Here is a 20322-nt window from a genome sequence, read left to right on the forward strand (position 1 = left end):
GAGCCGCACATTATCACCTCAGTCAACGGCACAAACTTTGAAGGTCCCCAAACTCTCACCATTCAAAGAAAGAATTTGTTATCAATTTATAACAGCCATGTTACCTGCTTAATCCAGCAATACCATGCTTGTCTGCTATGCTTTTTGCTGACAACGCCCGCAATTTTCCCAAAAGTGTGAATCACAACACGCATCTAACACTTTACTTTTCAAGGAGTATTTCCTATGACCCGTAAAGAGCTTGCCAATGCCATTCGTGCGCTGAGTATGGATGCCGTCCAAAAAGCTAACTCCGGCCACCCAGGAGCACCAATGGGGATGGCCGATATCGCCGAAGTGCTGTGGAACGATTTTCTACGCCATAACCCGACCGATCCCACCTGGTACGATCGTGACCGGTTTATTCTGTCCAACGGCCACGCCTCAATGCTGCTTTACAGCCTATTGCATCTTTCCGGTTACGACCTGCCGATCGAAGAATTAAAGAACTTCCGTCAGCTCCATTCGAAGACGCCAGGTCATCCGGAAATTGGCTACACGCCGGGCGTGGAAACCACCACCGGACCGCTGGGCCAGGGTTTAGCCAACGCCGTCGGCATGGCCATTGCCGAACGCACGCTGGCAGCACAGTTTAACCAACCGGACCATGAGATTGTTAACCACTTTACCTGGGTCTTTATGGGCGACGGCTGTCTGATGGAGGGTATTTCACACGAGGCTTGTTCGCTGGCGGGCACGCTGGGGCTTGGCAAACTCATCGGCTTCTACGATCACAACGGCATCTCAATTGATGGCGAAACCGAAGGCTGGTTTACCGACGATACTGCAAAACGCTTTGAGGCTTACCACTGGCATGTAGTGCACGACATTGACGGTCATGACCCTGAGGCGGTGAAAAAAGCCATTCAGGAAGCGCAGGCTGTTACCGATAAACCGTCGCTGATTATCTGCCGCACGGTGATTGGTTTTGGCTCACCGAATAAAGCCGGGAAAGAGGAAGCACACGGCGCTGCGCTGGGCGAAGAAGAGGTGGCGCTGACCCGGCAGAAACTGGGGTGGCATCATCCTGCTTTTGAAATCCCCAAAGAGATTTACCGGGCATGGGACGCACGCGAGAAAGGCGAAAAAGCGCAACAGGGCTGGAAGGAAAAATTCGCAGCTTACGAACAAGCCTACCCGGAACTGGCGGCAGAGTTTACTCGCCGGATGAGCGGCGGACTGCCTAAGGAGTGGGAAGCAACAACCCAGAAATATATTACCGACCTGCAAGCCAACCCAGCCAAAATAGCCACCCGTAAAGCTTCGCAAAATACCCTGAACGCCTATGGGCCGATACTGCCAGAACTGCTCGGCGGCTCGGCGGATCTGGCACCCAGCAACCTGACCATCTGGAAAGGCTCCTCCTCTCTTAAAGAGGATCATGCAGGAAACTACATCCACTACGGCGTGCGGGAATTTGGCATGACCGCAATTGCCAATGGTATCGCGCACCACGGGGGCTTCGTACCTTACACTGCCACGTTCCTGATGTTTGTTGAATATGCCCGTAATGCCGCGCGCATGGCGGCGCTGATGAAAGCCCGACAAATCATGGTTTATACCCACGACTCGATTGGCCTGGGGGAAGATGGTCCCACGCACCAGGCCGTCGAACAACTCGCCAGCCTACGCCTGACACCTAATTTCAGTACCTGGCGACCGTGCGATCAGGTTGAGGCGGCAGTAGGCTGGAAGCTGGCGGTCGAACGCCATGACGGGCCAACGGCGCTGATCCTCTCGCGGCAGAATCTGGCGCAGGTTGAGCGCACACCTGAGCAGGTGCAGCAAATTGCCCGCGGCGGCTATGTGCTGAAGGACGGCGGCGGTAAGCCGGATGTTATCCTGATTGCTACCGGTTCAGAAATAGAAATCACACTGCTGGCAGCGGAAAAACTGACCGGCGAAGGCCGTAACGTACGGGTAGTTTCTCTGCCTTCAACCGATATCTTCGACGCCCAGGATGAGGCGTACCGGGAGTCGGTCCTGCCGGCAAACGTCAGCGCGCGCGTGGCGGTAGAAGCCGGTATTGCCGACTACTGGTACAAATATGTTGGGCTGAAAGGGGCGATTGTTGGGATGACGGGCTATGGGGAGTCGGCACCGGCAGACAAGCTGTTCCCGTTCTTCGGCTTTACGGTAGATAACATCGTCGACAAAGCACACAAGGTGCTTAACGTGTGATCCACAGTGTGGGCCAGGCATCTGGCCCATGCCAGTTATCACAACTTGGCTCCTGGGCATAGCGCACCAAGCGAAAACGCTGACCATCGTAGCGCCAGCGGGTCTGGATACCGCAATCTGCCAACCCTCGTCCTTTAGCGAGGGTAACCAGCTCCCGCGACTTTTCGTCAAACGTAGCGTTGGTCAGCTCCATATCGCGACTTTCCGCATCCGTTTTAAAAGGCAGGCTTAACCGTACCGCGCGTGAAGTCAGCGGGGTTGTACGTGAAACCACCCACGCCAGATCGATAGTGTTATACGCTCCGGCCTCACAGCCAATCATCAGCAGCGCTTTATCATCCGTTAGGGCCGTGACGCGCATCTCGCGACGCAGCGGATCGATAGAGCAACGAATACCGTTGATTCGCCAGTTACCATAGTCCAGCAGTTCACTGCGCTCTTGCTGTGTAAGAGGCGTTGGTGTTGGGTTAATGACCGCTACGCCTTTCAGCGCGGGGGCAGGAGGTACACTGAGCGGAGGCTCGTCACCTTTTTCGATCCATGCGGTTTCGCTGCCAACCCGTTTTTGCTGGGCATCGATAAACAACAATGCGGCTTTTAGCCCAACCAGCGAAAGATTTTGCGCACCTTTTTGCAGGGTAATCGCCTTCGCATCCTGTACGGTTCGTAAAAATGCGCTAATGGTGGCGGGATCATCGGTCATCAGTTGCCATGGGGTAACACGCCAGTGCTCGCCGCTCAGCGAGAGCGGCACACCATCCAACAACAGACGCGGCGCAATATCGCTCTCTTTGACGTTGGACGATTCCAGCCCGCCCAGCTCAATACGCAACACGGCGTCAGTATGCGCCCCGGCGCTGCGGCTCAAGGTCATGACCAGGCCGTGGTGCTCTCCGGTATTGCGCGCCACGCAAAAATTTTGGTTATTACACGTCACCTGCCAGTCAGAAAACGCCTGTTGCGCGGGCGCAGCCCAGAGCAATCGGGCTGGTAGCAACCCAAGCAGGAAAAGGAGAATAACGCGATAGCGCATGGACGGTACAACCCCGAAGTCAAAACACACAGCCTAAGCGGTATCTTCCTTGCGCGACTGATGTGGCTCAATAAGAATTGTCGGATTGGCCGTAAATTTGTAAAGAAATATAAATCCCACGCATTAGTCCATGAGATGCGACGACTGCAAATAGTTCAACAATAGCACCGTTTTACCGTCACGGATCTCACCCGTTTTGATCATTTCCAGCGCCTGTGTGAACGGCAGTTCCAGAACTTCAATATCTTCATCTTCCACACCGCCACCAGCGTTTGCTCGCTGGCTGTCACTGTATTGTGCAATGAAGAAGTGGATTATTTCCGTCACGCCGCCCGGCGACATGTATAACTCAAACAGTTTGCGCACTTCGCCCACTTCAAAGCCGGTCTCTTCAATGGCCTCTTTGCGAATGCACGCTTCCGGTTCGTCGTTATCCAACAGCCCGGCGCAGGTTTCAATCAGTTGACCATCTTCATTACCGTTGACCCAGGTGGCGACGCGGAACTGGCGAATTAAGACCACCGTTTTCTTCTCCGGGTTATACAGCAGGATTGTGGCACCGTTACCGCGATCGTAAACCTCGCGTTTATGACGAATCACCTCCCCAGTGCTACGGGTCAGGTCATAGGTGATATTGCGCAGGGTGAAGTAGTTATCGGAGAGGACTTTATCTTTGATGAGGGTAATTTTTTGCGACATACCGGCTCCACAGCAAGAAGTGAGAAATAATACTACGCCGTGAAACCGGGTTTGTCTTGGAACAATGTAGGCCTGATAAGCAAAGCGCCATCAGGCATTCATGCGGCACATTGCCGGATAACAACGCTAGCGCGTCTTATCCGGCCTGGACGCCGATTAGTGAGATTTGACTGATTTTACGCCCAGCCAGTCGACGATCCCCTGGGCGGCGTGCCGCCCCTCCGCCATGGCCGTCACCACCAGATCCGCACCGCGTACCGCGTCGCCACCGGCAAAGATTTTCGGGTTACTGGTTTGGTAACGGTATGCGCTTTCAACATCGGCGGCAATGCGCCCCCAGTTATCGACCTTAACGCCATGCGACTCCAGCCACGGCATGCCGTGTGGGTGAAAACCAAACGCCATGATCACCGCATCTGCAGGCATCACAAACTCACTCCCGGCGATGGGAACAGGGCGACGACGCCCCTGCGCATCAGGTTCGCCAAGTTGGGTACGTAAGAAACGCACGCCGCTGACTCGCCCATCGGCATGCAACACCAGCTCAACCGGCTGGACGTTAAACTCGAAGTTTGCCCCCTCTTCCCGGGCGTTCTTCACCTCTTTTTTCGAACCCGGCATGTTGGCTTCATCACGACGATAGGCGCAGGTCACCTGGCTTGCGCCGTGGCGCAGCGCGGTACGTACACAGTCCATGGCCGTATCGCCTCCGCCCAGAACCACCACGTTCAGTCCGGCGGTATCGATAAACGGTTCTTCAGGCAACTCATCCAGCCCCATCACCTGCTTGGTGTTGGCAATCAGGAACGGCAGCGCATCATATACGCCTGGCGCGTCTTCATTTGGCAGGTCCGCCTTCATGGAACGATAGGTTCCCACCCCCACGAACACGGCATCGTAATCCTCCAGCAACTTTTCAAGTGCGACGTCCTTACCCACTTCACAGTTAAGTTCGAAATGAATCCCCATAGCGCTGAAGATTTCACGGCGACGCGTCAGCAGCGATTTGTCCAGTTTGAAGGCCGGAATACCGAACGTCAGCAAACCGCCAATTTCAGGATGGCGATCGTAAACGGTGGCACTGATACCGCTACGCGCCAGCACATCCGCGCAGGCCAGACCCGCCGGACCCGCGCCGATAATGGCAACACGCTTGTCCACTTTCTGCACATGGCTTAAGTCCGGTCGCCATCCTTTACTCAGCGCCCGATCGGAGATGTAACGCTCAATATTACCGATAGTGACTGCGCCATGCTCACTACGCACCGTGCATGCCCCTTCGCAGAGTCGATCCTGCGGGCATACACGCCCGGTCACCTCCGGCAAGCAGTTGGTTTGATGTGAAAGCTCAACCGCGGCATCGATGTTTCCGGCTTTGACCAGCTCAATCCACTGCGGAATGTGGTTATGCAACGGACAGGTCCATTCACAAATACTGTGGTCGCCGCATTTCAGGCAGCGAGAGGCTTCCCGCTCCGCCTGCGCCGTACGAAACGGCAGATAGATCTCTTCAAAGCTGGTTTTCCGGGCATCAATCGCCAGTTTATCCGGTTCACCACGCGCAGGCGTTGCCTGCATTTGCTCACGTTTGGTGATGACATGTGGAACAAAATCGGTAGTGCTGGCGTGCCATGGCTGGCTTTCCAGACTTGCGGTACGCAGCCTGCGCGCTTTTGACAGACCGGTAAGCGAGTTTTCCGTCACCAACTGTAACGCCTGCGCCGGGCAGTTCTCTACGCAGGCGGGCCCCTGTTCACGCCCCTGGCACAGATCGCATTTGTGCGCGGTGGCTTTCACCTTCCCTTTGGCGACGGGAGTGAGTACGATCTGCATCGTGCCGAAAGGACAGGCAACGACGCACGATTTACAGCCAATGCACTTTTGCGGGTTCACCTGAACGCTGTCGTTATCATGGCTAATTGCCCCATTTGGGCAACTTCTGGCGCAGGGTGCATCTTCGCAGTGGTGACAGGTCACCGCGCTGCGCTGCTGCTGATGTTTAATGACGGTAATTCGGGGCTGAAAATGCCGTTGGCTCAGGACATGCTGTTCGCCATTGTGAGCCATGACGCAGGCGACCTCACAGGCATGGCATCCCAGGCACTGCTGGCTATTGACCATAATAAAACGATTCATGGCTTCCTTCTTTTTTGGTTGCAAAAACCTTATTCTTTATAAGAGTGTTATTAACCGACACGGAAGGAAGCGGCAATGTTCATTTGCCCAGGAAGCACAACTATTTATGCAGAACCTGTGGCAGATCAATTTATTTCATCGCATATGAAATTGTGTTTCAGTTACCATCCAGTTTCATGGCGTTTTATTAACCTTTATCAAATACACCGCATCGTTCACGCTGTTTTCAGGCGCGACGTGTATTGTGTGAGGATGCACAAGTGACGGTAAAGCGTCCGGTCTCGGCCAGTCTGGCTAAAGCTTTTTTCTACATAGTGCTGCTGTCAATTCTCTCAACAGGTATTGCGCTGCTCACGCTGACCAGCAGCTTGCGAGATGCCGAAGCCATCAACGTTGCTGGCTCATTGCGCATGCAAAGCTACCGTCTGGGTTACGATCTGCAAAGCCAGAGCCCGCAGCTTAACGCCCACCGCCAGCTTTTCCAGCAGGCGCTAAACGCACCGGCATTACAGAATCTGAATGCGTGGTATGTGCCACAAGCGGTAAAAAGCCGCTATGGACGTCTGCATGCTAACTGGCTGGAAATGAATGCCCGCCTGATCGACGGCGATTTAAAATGGTACCAGGCCAATATCAACAACTACGTCGATCAAATCGATCTCTTCGTGCTGGCGTTGCAACATTATGCCGAGCGTAAAGTCATGCTGGTATTTGGCATCTCGCTGGCAGGCGGGATCGGCATATTCACCCTCGTCTTCTTTACCCTGCGGCGCATTCGCCAGCAGGTGGTGCGTCCGCTGAATAAACTGGTGATGGCCAGTCAGCAAATTGAACACGGTCAGTTTAATATCCCACCGCTGGATACCGGTTTGCCCAATGAACTGGGGTTGCTGGGCAAAACGTTTAGCCAGATGTCGAGTGAATTACACAAGCTGTATCGCTCGCTGGAAGCGTCTGTTGCCGAGAAAACTCACGATCTCCATGAAGCCAATCGCCGTCTGGAGGTGTTGTATCAGTGCTCCCAGGCGTTAAATACCAGCCAGATTGACGTGCACTGCTTCCGCCATATTTTACAGATCGTCCGCGAACATGACGCCGCGTATTTCCTTGAGCTCACCGTCGGTGATAACTGGCGGATTAGCGAAGGGACTAAAAGCCTGGAGCTGCCGATGCAGATCCTGCCGGTCACTATGCAGGAAACCGTCTACGGCGAACTGCACTGGCAAAGTCCAAACGTCAATGCTTCTATTCCACTGCTTAACAGCGTTTCCTCAATGCTGGGACGCGGGTTGTACTTCAACCAGGCACAAAAACATTTTCAGCAACTGTTGTTAATGGAGGAGCGAGCGACGATTGCACGCGAACTGCACGACTCACTGGCACAGGTGCTCTCTTATTTACGCATTCAGTTGACGCTGCTGAAGCGGTCAATTCCGGAAGATAACGCCCCAGCGCAAAGCATCATGGCGGATTTCTCCCAGGCGCTGAACGATGCCTACCGCCAGCTACGCGAACTGCTCACCACCTTCCGTCTGACCTTACAACAGGCAGACTTACCCTCCGCCCTGCATGAAATGCTGGAAACTCTGCAAAATCAAACCTCAGCTAAACTCACACTCGACTGTCGGTTACCCACGCTGGCGTTGGATGCGCAAATGCAAGTGCACCTGTTGCAGATCATCCGCGAAGCGGTGCTGAACGCCATTAAGCATGCCAGTGCGAGCGAAATTGCCGTCAGTTGCGTAACGGCTCCGGACGGCAACCACACGGTTTATATCCGCGATAACGGCATCGGCATTGGCGAGCCGCATGAGCCTACAGGGCACTATGGACTAAATATTATGCGTGAGCGGGCGGAAAGACTAAGCGGCACGTTGACCTTCTCTCAACCTTCCGGAGGAGGAACGTTGGTAAGCATCAGTTTCCGCTCGGCTGAATCAGACAGTGATCTAACGTAAAGAACCGCAAAGCGCCGTCGGGTCTGGATCCTGGCCTGACGGCGTTGGCACGAAAGGTATGCTGTAAACGGGCATGATAATTTACATTATCTTCTTTTTTTCTCCACGTTTGACCCGTACCTTGCCGCTAAAGTGAAGCAAGCCATACCCATAACGATACGCAGAAACACGAGGTCCTCTTTTAATGGCGAATTTTTTCATCGATCGCCCCATTTTTGCCTGGGTGTTAGCTATCCTGTTGTGCCTGACAGGAGCCCTGGCTATTTTTTCACTGCCCGTTGAGCAATATCCCGATCTGGCGCCGCCAAACGTACGGGTCACCGCCAACTATCCTGGCGCCTCGGCTCAGACTCTGGAAAACACCGTCACCCAGGTGATCGAGCAGAACATGACTGGTCTCGATAACCTGATGTACATGTCGTCGCAGAGCAGCGGGACAGGCCAGGCATCAGTTACACTGAGCTTTGTCGCCGGAACCGATCCTGATGAGGCCGTCCAGCAGGTGCAAAACCAGCTGCAATCGGCAATGCGTAAACTGCCGCAGGCGGTACAGGATCAGGGGGTCACGGTGCGTAAGACCGGGGACACCAATATTCTGACAATCGCCTTTGTCTCCACCGATGGCTCAATGGATAAGCAGGACATCGCTGACTATGTCGCCAGTAACATTCAGGATCCGCTCAGCCGTATTAACGGCGTGGGGGATATTGACGCTTACGGCTCACAGTACTCCATGCGTATCTGGCTTGACCCAGCCAAACTGAACAGTTTCCAGATGACCGCTAAAGATGTGACCGACGCTATCGAGTCACAGAATGCGCAGATTGCGGTCGGACAACTTGGCGGTACGCCTTCGGTGGACAAGCAGGCGCTGAACGCGACGATCAACGCCCAGTCGCTACTGCAGACTCCGGATGAATTCCGCGCCATTACTCTACGTGTCAACCAGGATGGCTCAGAAGTTAAACTGGGCGATGTGGCGACGGTCGAAATGGGTGCTGAAAAGTATGATTACCTCAGCCGCTTTAATGGAAATCCTGCCTCCGGTCTGGGCGTGAAGCTGGCTTCAGGCGCCAATGAAATGGCGACGGCGGAACTGGTCATTAACCGTCTGAACGAGCTGTCGCAATATTTTCCGCATGGGCTGGAATATAAGGTGGCATATGAAACTACCTCCTTTGTCAAAGCCTCAATCATCGACGTGGTAAAAACCCTGCTGGAAGCGATCGCGCTGGTATTCCTCGTGATGTACCTGTTCCTGCAAAACTTCCGCGCCACGCTGATTCCCACCATCGCCGTTCCCGTCGTCCTGATGGGTACCTTCTCCGTGCTTTACGCCTTTGGCTATAGCGTTAACACCTTGACGATGTTTGCGATGGTGCTGGCGATCGGCCTGCTGGTCGATGATGCCATTGTGGTAGTGGAAAACGTCGAGCGTATTATGAGTGAGGAAGGGCTCACACCGCGGGAAGCGACACGGAAATCGATGGGGCAAATCCAGGGCGCGCTGGTTGGTATTGCCATGGTGCTGTCGGCGGTGTTTATCCCGATGGCCTTCTTCGGCGGCACTACCGGAGCTATTTACCGCCAGTTCTCGATTACTATCGTCTCCGCAATGGTGCTGTCTGTTCTGGTGGCGATGATCCTCACTCCTGCTCTGTGCGCCACCCTGCTCAAACCGCTGCATAAGGGCGAGCATCACGGACAAACCGGTTTCTTCGGCTGGTTTAACCGAATGTTTAATCGCAACGCCGAGCGCTACGAAAAAGGCGTTGCCAGGATCCTGCACCGCAGCCTGCGCTGGATACTGATCTACGGCCTGCTGCTCGGCGGAATGGTTTTCCTGTTCCTGCGCCTGCCAACCTCCTTCCTGCCGCTGGAAGACCGCGGCATGTTTACCACCTCGGTACAGCTGCCCAGCGGCTCCACACAGCAGCAAACATTGAAAGTGGTTGAGGAAGTAGAGAAGTATTACTTCACCCATGAGAAAGACAACATTATGTCGGTCTTTTCCACGGTCGGTTCAGGCCCTGGCGGGAACGGTCAAAACGTGGCGCGTATGTTTGTCCGTTTAAAAGACTGGGATGAGCGCGACACCACTACCGGAACCTCTTTCGCCATCATTGAACGTGCGACCAAGGCCTTTAATAAGATTAAAGAAGCCCGCGTCTTCGCCAGTAGCCCTCCGGCTATCAGTGGCCTCGGAAGCTCTGCCGGTTTCGATATGGAGCTGCAGGATCACGCTGGTGCGGGGCATGACGCGTTAATGGCCGCGCGCGACAAGCTGATTGAGCTGGCCGGGAAGGATTCTTCCCTGACCCGCGTTCGTCATAACGGTCTGGACGACAGCCCGCAGTTGCAAATTGATATCGATCAGCGCAAAGCCCAGGCACTGGGCGTTTCCATCGATGACATCAACGATACATTGCAAACGGCCTGGGGTTCCAGCTACGTCAATGACTTTATGGACCGCGGTCGCGTGAAGAAGGTTTACGTGCAGGCGGCAGCAAAATATCGCATGCTCCCTGACGACATCAATTTGTGGTACGTCCGTAATAACAACGGTGGCATGGTGCCTTTCTCGGCCTTTGCCACGTCGCGCTGGGAAACCGGTTCACCGCGTCTGGAACGCTACAACGGCTACTCCGCGGTCGAGATTGTCGGAGAAGCCGCGCCCGGCGTCAGTACCGGTACAGCGATGGACATAATGGAATCGCTGGTGCGCCAGTTGCCGACCGGATTCGGCCTCGAATGGACTGCGATGTCTTATCAGGAACGGCTGTCGGGTTCTCAGGCCCCCGCCCTGTACGCCATTTCTCTGCTGGTGGTATTCCTGTGTCTGGCGGCCCTGTATGAAAGCTGGTCAGTTCCCTTCTCCGTCATGCTGGTTGTGCCGCTGGGGGTCATTGGCGCTCTGCTGGCGACCTGGATGCGCGGTCTGGAAAACGACGTGTACTTCCAGGTCGGGTTACTTACCGTTATCGGGCTATCGGCGAAGAACGCAATCTTGATTGTTGAATTCGCCAATGAGATGAACGAGAAAGGACACGATCTGCTCGATGCCACGCTCCACGCCTGTCGCCAGCGCTTGCGTCCGATTCTGATGACCTCGCTGGCGTTTATCTTTGGGGTGCTGCCGATGACCATCAGCAGTGGCGCAGGTTCTGGCGGTCAACATGCGGTGGGGACAGGCGTAATGGGTGGAATGATTTCAGCCACTATCCTGGCGATTTACTTCGTGCCCCTGTTCTTTGTGCTGGTACGCAGACGCTTCCCGTTGAAACCGCGCCCGGAATAATCGGGCACAAAAAAGGCGACTTACGTTGAGTCGCCTTTTTTTATCCTTTACAGGATATGAATTTCTTCCAGAAAATTATTTACGAAGCATCACTTCGATAAAGTCTTTCCAGTTCCCCAGTTCACGTTCAATCATAACAACCTCTCTTATTATTATGAGCATTCTACAAAATCATCATCATCAAAAGAAGAACATTTAACCGATGGTTGTGATTACATCCTCCCGTGTTTGGGGTTTATGTGATCACTATGCGCCATACCCATAAATTTTATGTGACTTACTGCAATATTTTGAAATATTCATACATCATCTACTACTTTTGCAATTCTGATGGAAAAACAGGCTGATGCAAACAGGCAGATTCTGATTTTTAGTTATACGGTATTTTTGGAGCTTTCAGGAATCATTATTCACTGTTGTTCAACAATGTTATATTTTTCTATAACGATTGAATGACAATATGTATTATTCATTGCCACATAATAAAAGAATAAATATTCAAATTACGTCAATAAGGATTCAAATGATCACCCTCTACGGCATTAAGAATTGCGACACGATTAAAAAAGCCAGACGCTGGTTGGAAGCACAAGGTATTGACTATCGCTTTCATGATTATCGCGTCGACGGTCTTGACAATACGCTATTACAGTCCTTTATCAGCGAATTAGGTTGGGAAGCGCTGATCAATACACGTGGAACCACCTGGCGTAAACTCGATGAATCCACGCGCAGTCAAATCACCGATGCGGCTTCCGCCGCCGCATTGATGATTGAAATGCCAGCAATTATCAAACGCCCATTGCTCTGCGCGCCGGGTAAGCCTATGCTGCTTGGTTTCAGTGAATCCAGTTATACTCTGTTTTTTAATGAGGTGTAGTCTATGTCGTGCCCGGTTATTGAGCTGACACAGCAGCTTATTCGCCGTCCTTCCCTGAGCCCGGATGATGCCGGGTGCCAGGCGTTAATGATTGAACGCCTGCGCGCGGTAGGTTTTACCGTTGAGCGTATGGATTTTGGTGACACACAGAATTTTTGGGCATGGCGCGGTAAAGGTGAGACCCTGGCATTTGCCGGTCACACCGACGTAGTGCCCGCCGGCGATGTCGATCGTTGGATCAATCCACCGTTCGAACCGACCATTCGCGATGGCATGCTGTTCGGGCGTGGCGCTGCCGATATGAAAGGCTCACTGGCAGCGATGGTCGTGGCCGCAGAGCGTTTTGTCGCCCAGCATCCAAACCATCAGGGTCGTCTGGCATTTCTGATAACGTCCGACGAAGAAGCCAGCGCCAAAAACGGCACCGTAAAGGTGGTTGAAGCACTGATGGCGCGTAATGAGCGACTGGATTATTGTCTGGTTGGCGAGCCGTCCAGCACGGAAATCGTTGGCGACGTAGTCAAGAATGGACGTCGTGGTTCACTGACCTGCAACCTGACCATTCATGGCGTGCAGGGGCACGTAGCCTATCCGCATCTGGCCGATAACCCGGTACACCGCGCGGCGCCAATGCTCAACGAACTGGTGGCGATTGAGTGGGATCAGGGGAACGAATTCTTCCCGGCGACCAGCATGCAGATTGCCAATATTCAGGCAGGTACCGGCAGCAACAACGTTATCCCCGGAGAACTGTTTATCCAGTTCAACTTCCGTTTCAGCACTGAGCTGACCGATGAGATGATTAAAGCACGGGTTCACGCGCTGCTGGAGAAACATCAGTTGCGCTATACCGTCGACTGGTGGCTTTCCGGTCAGCCGTTCCTGACTAAACGCGGTAAACTGGTGGATGCAGTAGTGAACGCCATTGAGCACTATAATGAAATTAAACCGCAGTTACTGACTACAGGCGGGACGTCCGACGGGCGCTTTATTGCCCGCATGGGGGCACAGGTAGTCGAACTTGGGCCGGTCAACGCCACTATTCATAAAATAAATGAATGTGTTAATGCCGCCGACCTGCAGCTGCTTGCCCGTATGTATCAACGTATCATGGAGCAACTCGTCGCCTGATGAGTACTCCTGCAAGAGGAAAAATACATGGACTGGCTAGCAAAATATTGGTGGATTCTGGTGTTAGTGTTTCTGGTAGGCGTGCTGCTTAACGTTATCAAAGATCTCAAGCGCGTCGATCCAAAGAAATATCTGGCCAACAAACCGGAGCTTCCCCCGCATCGTGACTTTAACGATAAATGGGATGACGACGACGATTGGCCGAACAAGGATCAACCGAAGAAATAATTTCCAAGCCAATAAGTCACGTAGGCCCGGTAAGCGTTAGCGCCACCGGGCGTTAAGTGCCGGATGGCAACGCTTCGCGTTTTATCCGGCCTACGGTTATCAATCAGATCATCTCAATCACATCATCATCGTGAGGCTTACCGCCGCTCAGCGCTTCATCAAAATAGTGCTTCGGTACGGTAAAACGCAGATGATCGAGCGCAAACTGCATGCTGCGTTCATCAATGGCGTGCCCCAGGTTTTCGACGATATCCAGCGTCACATCCCCACCCGCAGCAATTAATGCCTCCTGCGCGGCAACGGCATGGGAGAGCTCTATCACCCGGTCTTCACCACCGTGAATCAAATGCACCGTCGTTGCGGTAGTTGCAACCTCCGGTAAGGTGGCATAGCGACCATTGAAGGCAATGACCCGCGACGCCAGCCCCGGCTCGGCTTTGATGCTCTCAAGCGACATAATCGAACCCTGAGAAAAACCAATCAGCGCGGTTGCCTGCGGTGAAACGCCGCTTTGTTTCTGCCAGTAGCGCACGGTTTCGATAAACACCGGCATAATCGCGTCGATACGCGCCTGGCGGTTCTCTTCCGTTACGCCCTGTACCGAAAACCACTGACGTCCGGAAGTCGTACCGTAAGGCTCTGCCCCGCCAATGCTGACGATTAACGCATCCGGAAACAGCGGCGCAAACCAGGAGCCAATTTCACCCATGGCAACCGGGTTATCGCCGACGCCATGAAACAGCAGCAGTAGCTGTTGAGCGGGTTTATCGGGACTTTGAACAACAAAATGGTCATGTTTCATGGCGATCTCCTTAACTGATGAGAATCATTCTACGCCGCTTAACCGCAATGACCATGCCAGGAAATTGAAGATGTTAGTGAAAAAATTGCCATTGCATAATGCGATTATGTAGCCGCTGTTCACGTTCAGCATCCAGCTGATTTAACGCTTGTGCCGCTTCGGCGCGCTGAACGACCAGCAGCGCTTTACGACCTGAGATCTTCAGCTGTTGGCATAATTCGGCGTCGCTGCGTTTAGCCTGTATACGTCCGCGCAATGCCGGAAGAGGTAATTCACTGTGCTCAAGCAGACGATTCAGACAGCCTAGCGACGTCAATAATGGCCGATGCGCGAAGGCAAACCCAGCCAGCTCAGCCCAGTCATCCTCATTAAGCGTAGTCTCTTTCAGCGGGACCAGCGGAATGCTCTCATCGTTCCATCGCGCAAGGATTTCCGCGTCACGCCGCAAATGCTGGTGCTCCCGCTCGGCAAGGCGCTTTCCCGCTTCGCTGACGGGCAGCAACGCCATGGCGGTATAACAGCCGCTGCTGGCTTCCCGGTGATTCCCCATTCGCACCAGCACAAAACCGCAGCGCTGCCAGAAACGCCATAGTTCAGCCGTATACCCAAAACTGACCGACAGATAGTCACACGATGTGGAATAGTGGTGGGCCAGCACAATCAGCTGTTGCCCAATACCTTCTCTTTGGCGCGCAGGATGAACCGCAATTCGACTGACTCGTCTCCCGACGAGCGTCGCCGCCAACGGGTCACCACCGTGCGCCGCCAGCGACTGCGCAACCAAATTCCCCCTCGGTCGACGATATCCGGCCCAGACGGCCTGGCTTAATTCTGCGGATAGTCCCCCTTCATCGACCAGCCAGACAGCACCCGCAACTGAGTCAGCGGTTGATGCCTGAAGAAAATGCTGACCAGGCGCGTCCATCATTCGCCGCAGGTCTAATGGCGAGGTGCGATAATGCGCTCCGGAGAGCAACTGGTATACCGCTAACGGCAGCTCCGGGCCAGCATCCCAGGACTGTTGCTCAAATGCCGAGAAGTGAAGCTCCCCCAATGGGGCATGCGTGAACGTTTCATCATCAAAAACCAGCGCATCGCTGACAATTTGCTCCAGCGGACATCCCTGCGCCCAGCGCACAGGTTGTTGCAACTCATAGCGTCGAAGATGGGGGAAGCGGGCGCAGAATTTCAGCAAGAAGCCTCTACCCGTTCCCTCGTAGCCTTGTACTGTAGTGGTTAACAGCGTACGAGGAAAACGCGCCACCAGTTGGTGAAGCAGCGGCGCGGGGATCGCGGCGGCTTCATCCACAATCAGCCAGTCTGCGGTTTCAGAACTGCTTAATAGTGCATCCGGCGCCATAAAGCGGTAACGCTCTGCGGCAAATTGTGCCAGCACATCCGTTGCAGCTTTGGCAGGTGCGGTCACAATCGCAGTGCCGTTAATCCGCGCTATGAGTTGCCCTGCCAGAGCGGATTTGCCCCGACCCCGTGCGGCCGTCACCGCAACCACACCGGGAGGCATAGCCAGCAAATGATTTAATATCATCGCCTGTTCTGGTTGGGGTTCGCCAGTTGCCGCAAGCCAGGCTGCGCGAGCAGGAAAGTGCGGACAGGAAACCGGCTGATGCTGCTGCCAGTGCAGAGCCTGTCTATCGAGGGAAATCACCCGTTTGACGTGCTCAACAAAGTGCGGTGTGGGAATGGGCTCAGCACAATCGCTCCAGCGTAGTGAATCCACGTCCGGATGCGTGTGCCAGGAATGCCAGGGTGGGGTCAGCAAAACCAGCCAACTGCCGGCAAGCAGTGTACCGCTTAAGGCGGCAAACGCAGCAGCGTCAAATCCCTGCCCGGCGTCGAAAACTGCATGACGAAACTCGCGCCCCAGTAACGTTTGCAGCGCCTGTGGCGTACAGTTCGGTTCAGCAGGGGCATTCGCCCCTACCCACAACCAGTCGCCGGGTAATATGTCGCGTAGCGCTAACGCCTGCCCCTGACACCAGTTCTCCTCGCCGCTGATAATCAGCAAACGACGGATCCCCTCACGAGCCATCTGTTCGGTTAACGCCCTCAGCGCCGTGTTATCGGACATCCCTGCCTCTGTATCTTAAATACCTTTACCAAAAGTATTACATTGTCCCGGATCGCCGCTATCAAAACCGCGTTTGAACCAGGTAAAACGCTGTTCAGAGGTTCCGTGAGTAAAGCTGTCCGGTACGACGCGTCCTTGCCCCTGCTGTTGCAGACGATCGTCACCAATGGCCTGTGCGGCGTTTAGTGCCTCTTCCAGGTCACCAGACTCCAGCACGCCCTGCTGCTGCATGCTGTGGCCCCAGACACCGGCAAAGCAGTCCGCCTGCAGTTCCATACGAACGGAAAGACGGTTCACTTCTGCCTGTGAAGCATTTTGTTGCATCTGGCGAACTTTCGGTTCAATACCCAGCAGTTTCTGCACGTGGTGACCCACTTCATGGGCGATAACATAGCCCTGCGCAAAATCACCATCCGCGCCCAGCTTGTTTTTCATGTCATCATAGAATGAAAGGTCGATATATACCGTACCATCTGCCGGACAATAAAACGGCCCCATCACGGACTGGCCCGCGCCGCAGCCGGTGCGCGTCGCCCCCCGGTACATCACCAGCTTCGGCTGTTGGTAGGTGCGGCCCATTTTTTCAAACTGCTGTCCCCAGGTATCTTCTGTTGTAGCCAGAATCACCGAGGTAAATTTTGCCGCTTCATCATCGTTTGGGCTGATGGAGCGTGATGATTGTTGTTGGGAGACCGGCTGGCCGGTCATTAATCCAGTGAGATCCACGCCATAATAACCCGCCACCAGCACCACAATCAGCAGGATGATACCGCCTTTACCACTGGGCAGACGAAAACCAGGCCCACCCATAGAGGGGCCGCCGCCAGAGCTGTTTCGTCTGTCTTCCACGTTGTCACTTTCACGACGCCCTTGCCAGCGCATAATCACCTCAACTTTTTATTCATTATGATGATGATCGTAGGCGGTTCGGAACAGGATTACCATAAGAAATAGTAATCAAATCAGGTGGGGTTAATGAGCCGGAGAGCGATCGCCGGCTCAGGGGAAGATTAGTCTAACTTCACACCCAGGCGATGCGCGACGGCTTCATAGGCTTCGATCAGGCCGCCCAGACTCTGGCGGAAGCGATCTTTGTCCATTTTATCCAGCGTTTCTTTGTCCCACAGGCGGCTACCGTCCGGTGAGAATTCATCACCCAGGACGACTTCACCTTTATACAAACCAAACTCAAGTTTGAAGTCGACCAGAATCAGACCAGCATCATCAAACATCTTTTTCAGCACGTCGTTAGCTTTGTAGGTCAGCTCTTTCATACGTGCCAGATTCTCTTTGCTCACCCAACCAAAAGTTTCGCAATAGGAATCGTTAATCATTGGATCGTGCATAGCATCGTTTTTCAGGAACAGATCAAACAGCGGCGGATTCAGTTCAATACCTTCCTCAACGCCTAAACGCTTAACCAGAGAGCCTGCCGCGCGGTTACGTACCACACATTCAACCGGTACCATATCCAGCTTTTTCACCAGACATTCGGTATCAGAAAGCAGTCGCTCCATCTGGGTAGGAATACCCGCTTCTTGCAGTTTAGTCATAATGAAATGGTTGAATTTGTTGTTCACCATACCTTTACGGTCAAACTGTTCAATGCGCGCGCCATCCCCTGCTGACGTATCATTGCGGAATTCGAGCACCAACAGGTCCGGGTTTTCCGTGCTGTATACGGTCTTCGCTTTACCACGATACAACTCAGCTTGCTTTTGCATCTTTATTACTCCTGGGTGTGAATTAACGATAAATATTGCGTTTTTCTGCCGACGCACACGTTTGCGTATCATATCAGAAAAAAAGGGCTGGAGTTATCCAGCCCTTTATTTTTACTTACTGAACGCTGCCTGGAAGACAGCGACCAGCGCGTCGTTCTGGCTTTGCGTCAGGGTATGCCCCTTCGGATCGATAAACTGCAAGCTACTGCGGTTGTCTAAATCACCGACCTGCAGTTTATAGTCGCCGGATACCAGACCTGGGTCACTTGCGCCCAGCTCCTGCCAGCTGCTATCAGACAGAGGTTTGTAGGTCACCGCGATGCTACCCTGAGAACGGGTGCTGTCGGTTACCTTCATCCCCACTTTCTCAAGCGCTGCTGGCAGACGCTGCCACACCACGTTGAACGGCCCGCGTACCACCAGCATTGGTAAACCGGTGTCATCGGCTGCGCTCTGAACATCCATGGTGGCTGCAGAGCGGTTCTGCGCGGCATTCGCGGCGTCGGTGGCGTTCTTATCCAGACCAGCAGAGATAACGTTCATCATCTCAGCGCTGTAACGCTGCATTGATGCCGCATCGGCTACGGGTTTACCCGCCTGCTCGAGGTTAATCAGTTTCACCGTTACCGCTTGCTGATAGCCCTGCGGTTTAACCGAGATTTGATAACGTCCACGGTACTGCTCGTCTTCATCCAGACGGTTCCAGTCAACCCAGTCGGTGGTCAGCGTCTGGCTGGCATCATCACGTTTGGTGATCGTGTAGTTTTTAGACTGAATGACGCTCACGACCTGCGGCCACAGCGTGTTGCCACGACCATTTTCCACCAGCAACGTTGAGGTATCGCCTGCGATTTGCGTGCGAGCGCCAGTGACTAACGCTAACGGCTGAGCCGGTGGACGAATATCCAGCGCTTTACCCACGGCACCACTGCCGTTGGTTACCGGGATATTATAGTCGCCCGACATAACCGGCAAAATCATCCCAGCTGGAGCATGAAGCTCAGCAAGCGGTGCGGCCTCCAGATAGGATTCATCACCGCTCACCTGGCGCTTATAGCGCGAGTCAGAGCTACAGGCCGCGAGCAACATAACAAGCGAAACACCCGCAACCTTGGCCAGGCGCGACTTTTGTACTGAGTAAGCCATCAAATCTCCCTAAACTTTACAGCAAACCGGCATGCTTAAGTGCCGCTTTGACGATTTCACGAGCATTGTCCGTGATTGGCGTCATCGGCAGACGTAGCGTATCGGTCGCCACAAGTCCCAATTCCTTACACGCCCATTTCACGGGAATAGGATTGGGTTCGACAAATAGTTTGTTGTGTAACGGCATCAGACGCTGGTTAATCACCCGCGCCTCGGCAAATTGCCCGGCTGCCGCCAGTTTGCACATTTCAGCCATATCACGTGCCGCAACGTTAGACGTTACGGAAATCACGCCATGACCACCGAGCTGCATAAAATCCAGTCCGGTCGCGTCATCACCGCTGAGCAGAATAAAGTCGTCCGAAACCAGCTCTTTGATCTGGTGAACGCGACTTAAGTTCCCCGTGGCCTCTTTAATAGCGATAATATTTTTAACTTTCGCCAGACGACCAACGGTTTCCGGCAGCATATCGCAGCCAGTACGGGACGGCACATTATACAGAATTTGCGGCAGGTCAGTATGCTCAGCGATGGCTTTGAAATGCTGGAACAAACCTTCCTGGGTTGGGCGGTTGTAGTAAGGCGTCACCGTCAGGCAGCCAACAACACCGCTGTCGTTGAAACGCTGCGTCAGACTAATGGCTTCCGCGGTCGCATTGGCGCCGGTTCCGGCAATAACCGGAATACGCCCGTCAGCCAGCTCCAGCGTCATCATCACCACATCGCCATGTTCATCATGACTCAGGGTGGCGGACTCACCGGTGGTGCCAACAGAAACGATCGCCGAGGTGCCGCTGGCGACATGATAATCAATCAGTTTTTTCAGGCTCGACCGGCAGACTTTACCTTTCTCATCCATCGGCGTAACAAGCGCGACAATACTTCCCGTGAACATGGGCCATCCTCTGTGCAAACAAGTGTCTCAATGGTACGTTTGGTACGACAATAAAAGCAAGCGACCAGAGCCGTTCTGATTGT

16 protein-coding genes are annotated in these 20322 nt (G+C 53.8%); 6 read left to right on the plus strand and 10 right to left on the minus strand.

Translation table 11 applies throughout. From position 1 onward, the window contains the following. Positions 1–225 precede the first annotated feature (225 nt). Complete coding sequence (gene tkt, locus OGV89_RS09890; protein ID WP_003847245.1) at positions 226–2220, plus strand: transketolase; 1995 nt, start codon at positions 226–228, stop codon at positions 2218–2220. Here the strand turns inward: tkt and OGV89_RS09895 are convergent. The 3 genes from OGV89_RS09895 to aegA all read right to left on the minus strand — a co-directional run bounded on the left by OGV89_RS09895 (position 2210) and on the right by aegA (position 6088). After that, positions 2210–3253, minus strand: coding sequence for a DUF1176 domain-containing protein (locus tag OGV89_RS09895; protein ID WP_003847244.1), 1044 nt, complete (start codon positions 3251–3253; stop codon positions 2210–2212). The two genes, tkt and OGV89_RS09895, sit on opposite strands and share 11 nt — an antisense overlap. A 123-nt stretch (positions 3254–3376) precedes the next feature. Then, positions 3377–3952 (minus strand): GDP-mannose pyrophosphatase NudK, encoded by a 576-nt coding sequence (gene nudK, locus OGV89_RS09900; protein ID WP_003847243.1) that lies wholly within the window; start codon positions 3950–3952, stop codon positions 3377–3379. 156 nt (positions 3953–4108) lie between these two features. Further along, positions 4109–6088: a formate-dependent uric acid utilization protein AegA gene (gene aegA / locus OGV89_RS09905; RefSeq protein WP_003847242.1), complete on the minus strand. Its 1980-nt coding sequence runs from the start codon at positions 6086–6088 to the stop codon at positions 4109–4111. Positions 6089–6348: 260 nt separating this feature from the next. Between aegA and narQ the strand changes: the two genes are divergently transcribed. Both narQ and acrD read left to right on the plus strand, forming a co-directional pair. Further along, positions 6349–8046, plus strand: coding sequence for a nitrate/nitrite two-component system sensor histidine kinase NarQ (narQ, locus tag OGV89_RS09910; RefSeq protein ID WP_003838510.1), 1698 nt, complete (start codon positions 6349–6351; stop codon positions 8044–8046). Positions 8047–8230: 184 nt separating this feature from the next. Next, positions 8231–11344: a multidrug efflux RND transporter permease AcrD gene (gene acrD, locus OGV89_RS09915; RefSeq protein ID WP_003847241.1), complete on the plus strand. Its 3114-nt coding sequence runs from the start codon at positions 8231–8233 to the stop codon at positions 11342–11344. Positions 11345–11419: 75 nt separating this feature from the next. Here acrD and ypfM read toward each other — a convergent pair whose 3' ends face one another. Beyond that, complete coding sequence (gene ypfM / locus OGV89_RS09920) at positions 11420–11479, minus strand: protein YpfM (RefSeq protein ID WP_001386977.1); 60 nt, start codon at positions 11477–11479, stop codon at positions 11420–11422. A gap of 388 nt (positions 11480–11867) precedes the next feature. Here ypfM and OGV89_RS09925 point away from each other — a divergent pair, with 388 nt between their 5' ends. From OGV89_RS09925 to OGV89_RS09935, 3 genes are read left to right on the plus strand one after another with little or no spacing between them, the layout of a single operon-like run. Next, on the plus strand, positions 11868–12224 hold the full coding sequence (locus OGV89_RS09925) for an ArsC family reductase (RefSeq protein ID WP_003037978.1): 357 nt from the start codon (positions 11868–11870) through the stop codon (positions 12222–12224). 3 nt (positions 12225–12227) lie between these two features. Beyond that, the gene (dapE, locus tag OGV89_RS09930) at positions 12228–13355 is read left to right on the plus strand and encodes a succinyl-diaminopimelate desuccinylase (protein ID WP_003847238.1); all 1128 of its coding nucleotides are present in this window, start codon (positions 12228–12230) and stop codon (positions 13353–13355) included. A 27-nt stretch (positions 13356–13382) separates the two neighbouring features. Continuing rightward, a complete protein-coding gene (locus OGV89_RS09935; RefSeq protein WP_003037974.1) occupies positions 13383–13583 on the plus strand; it encodes a membrane protein in 201 nt (66 codons plus the stop codon). Between the two features lie 103 nt (positions 13584–13686). On the opposite strand, the gene ypfH is transcribed toward OGV89_RS09935, so the two are convergent. The 6 genes from ypfH to dapA form a co-directional block, all read right to left on the minus strand. After that, positions 13687–14385: an esterase gene (gene ypfH, locus OGV89_RS09940; protein WP_003037972.1), complete on the minus strand. Its 699-nt coding sequence runs from the start codon at positions 14383–14385 to the stop codon at positions 13687–13689. Between the two features lie 73 nt (positions 14386–14458). Further along, positions 14459–16474 carry a tRNA(Met) cytidine acetyltransferase TmcA gene (locus OGV89_RS09945; RefSeq protein WP_286558559.1) on the minus strand — a complete coding sequence of 672 codons (2016 nt, stop codon included), beginning with the start codon at positions 16472–16474 and terminating at the stop codon, positions 14459–14461. A gap of 15 nt (positions 16475–16489) precedes the next feature. Continuing rightward, on the minus strand, positions 16490–17356 hold the full coding sequence (gene ypfJ / locus OGV89_RS09950; RefSeq protein WP_003037967.1) for a KPN_02809 family neutral zinc metallopeptidase: 867 nt from the start codon (positions 17354–17356) through the stop codon (positions 16490–16492). Positions 17357–17484: 128 nt separating this feature from the next. Beyond that, positions 17485–18198, minus strand: a complete 714-nt coding sequence (gene purC, locus OGV89_RS09955) for a phosphoribosylaminoimidazolesuccinocarboxamide synthase (RefSeq protein WP_003037964.1) — start codon at positions 18196–18198, stop codon at positions 17485–17487. A 111-nt stretch (positions 18199–18309) separates the two neighbouring features. Continuing rightward, positions 18310–19344, minus strand: a complete 1035-nt coding sequence (gene bamC, locus OGV89_RS09960) for an outer membrane protein assembly factor BamC (RefSeq protein ID WP_003037961.1) — start codon at positions 19342–19344, stop codon at positions 18310–18312. A gap of 16 nt (positions 19345–19360) precedes the next feature. Next, a complete protein-coding gene (dapA, locus tag OGV89_RS09965) occupies positions 19361–20239 on the minus strand; it encodes a 4-hydroxy-tetrahydrodipicolinate synthase (protein ID WP_003037957.1) in 879 nt (292 codons plus the stop codon). Positions 20240–20322: the final 83 nt, after the last annotated feature.

It is taken from the genome of Citrobacter sp. Cf125 (assembly GCF_030333935.1).
Lineage (GTDB): Bacteria > Pseudomonadota > Gammaproteobacteria > Enterobacterales > Enterobacteriaceae > Citrobacter > Citrobacter freundii.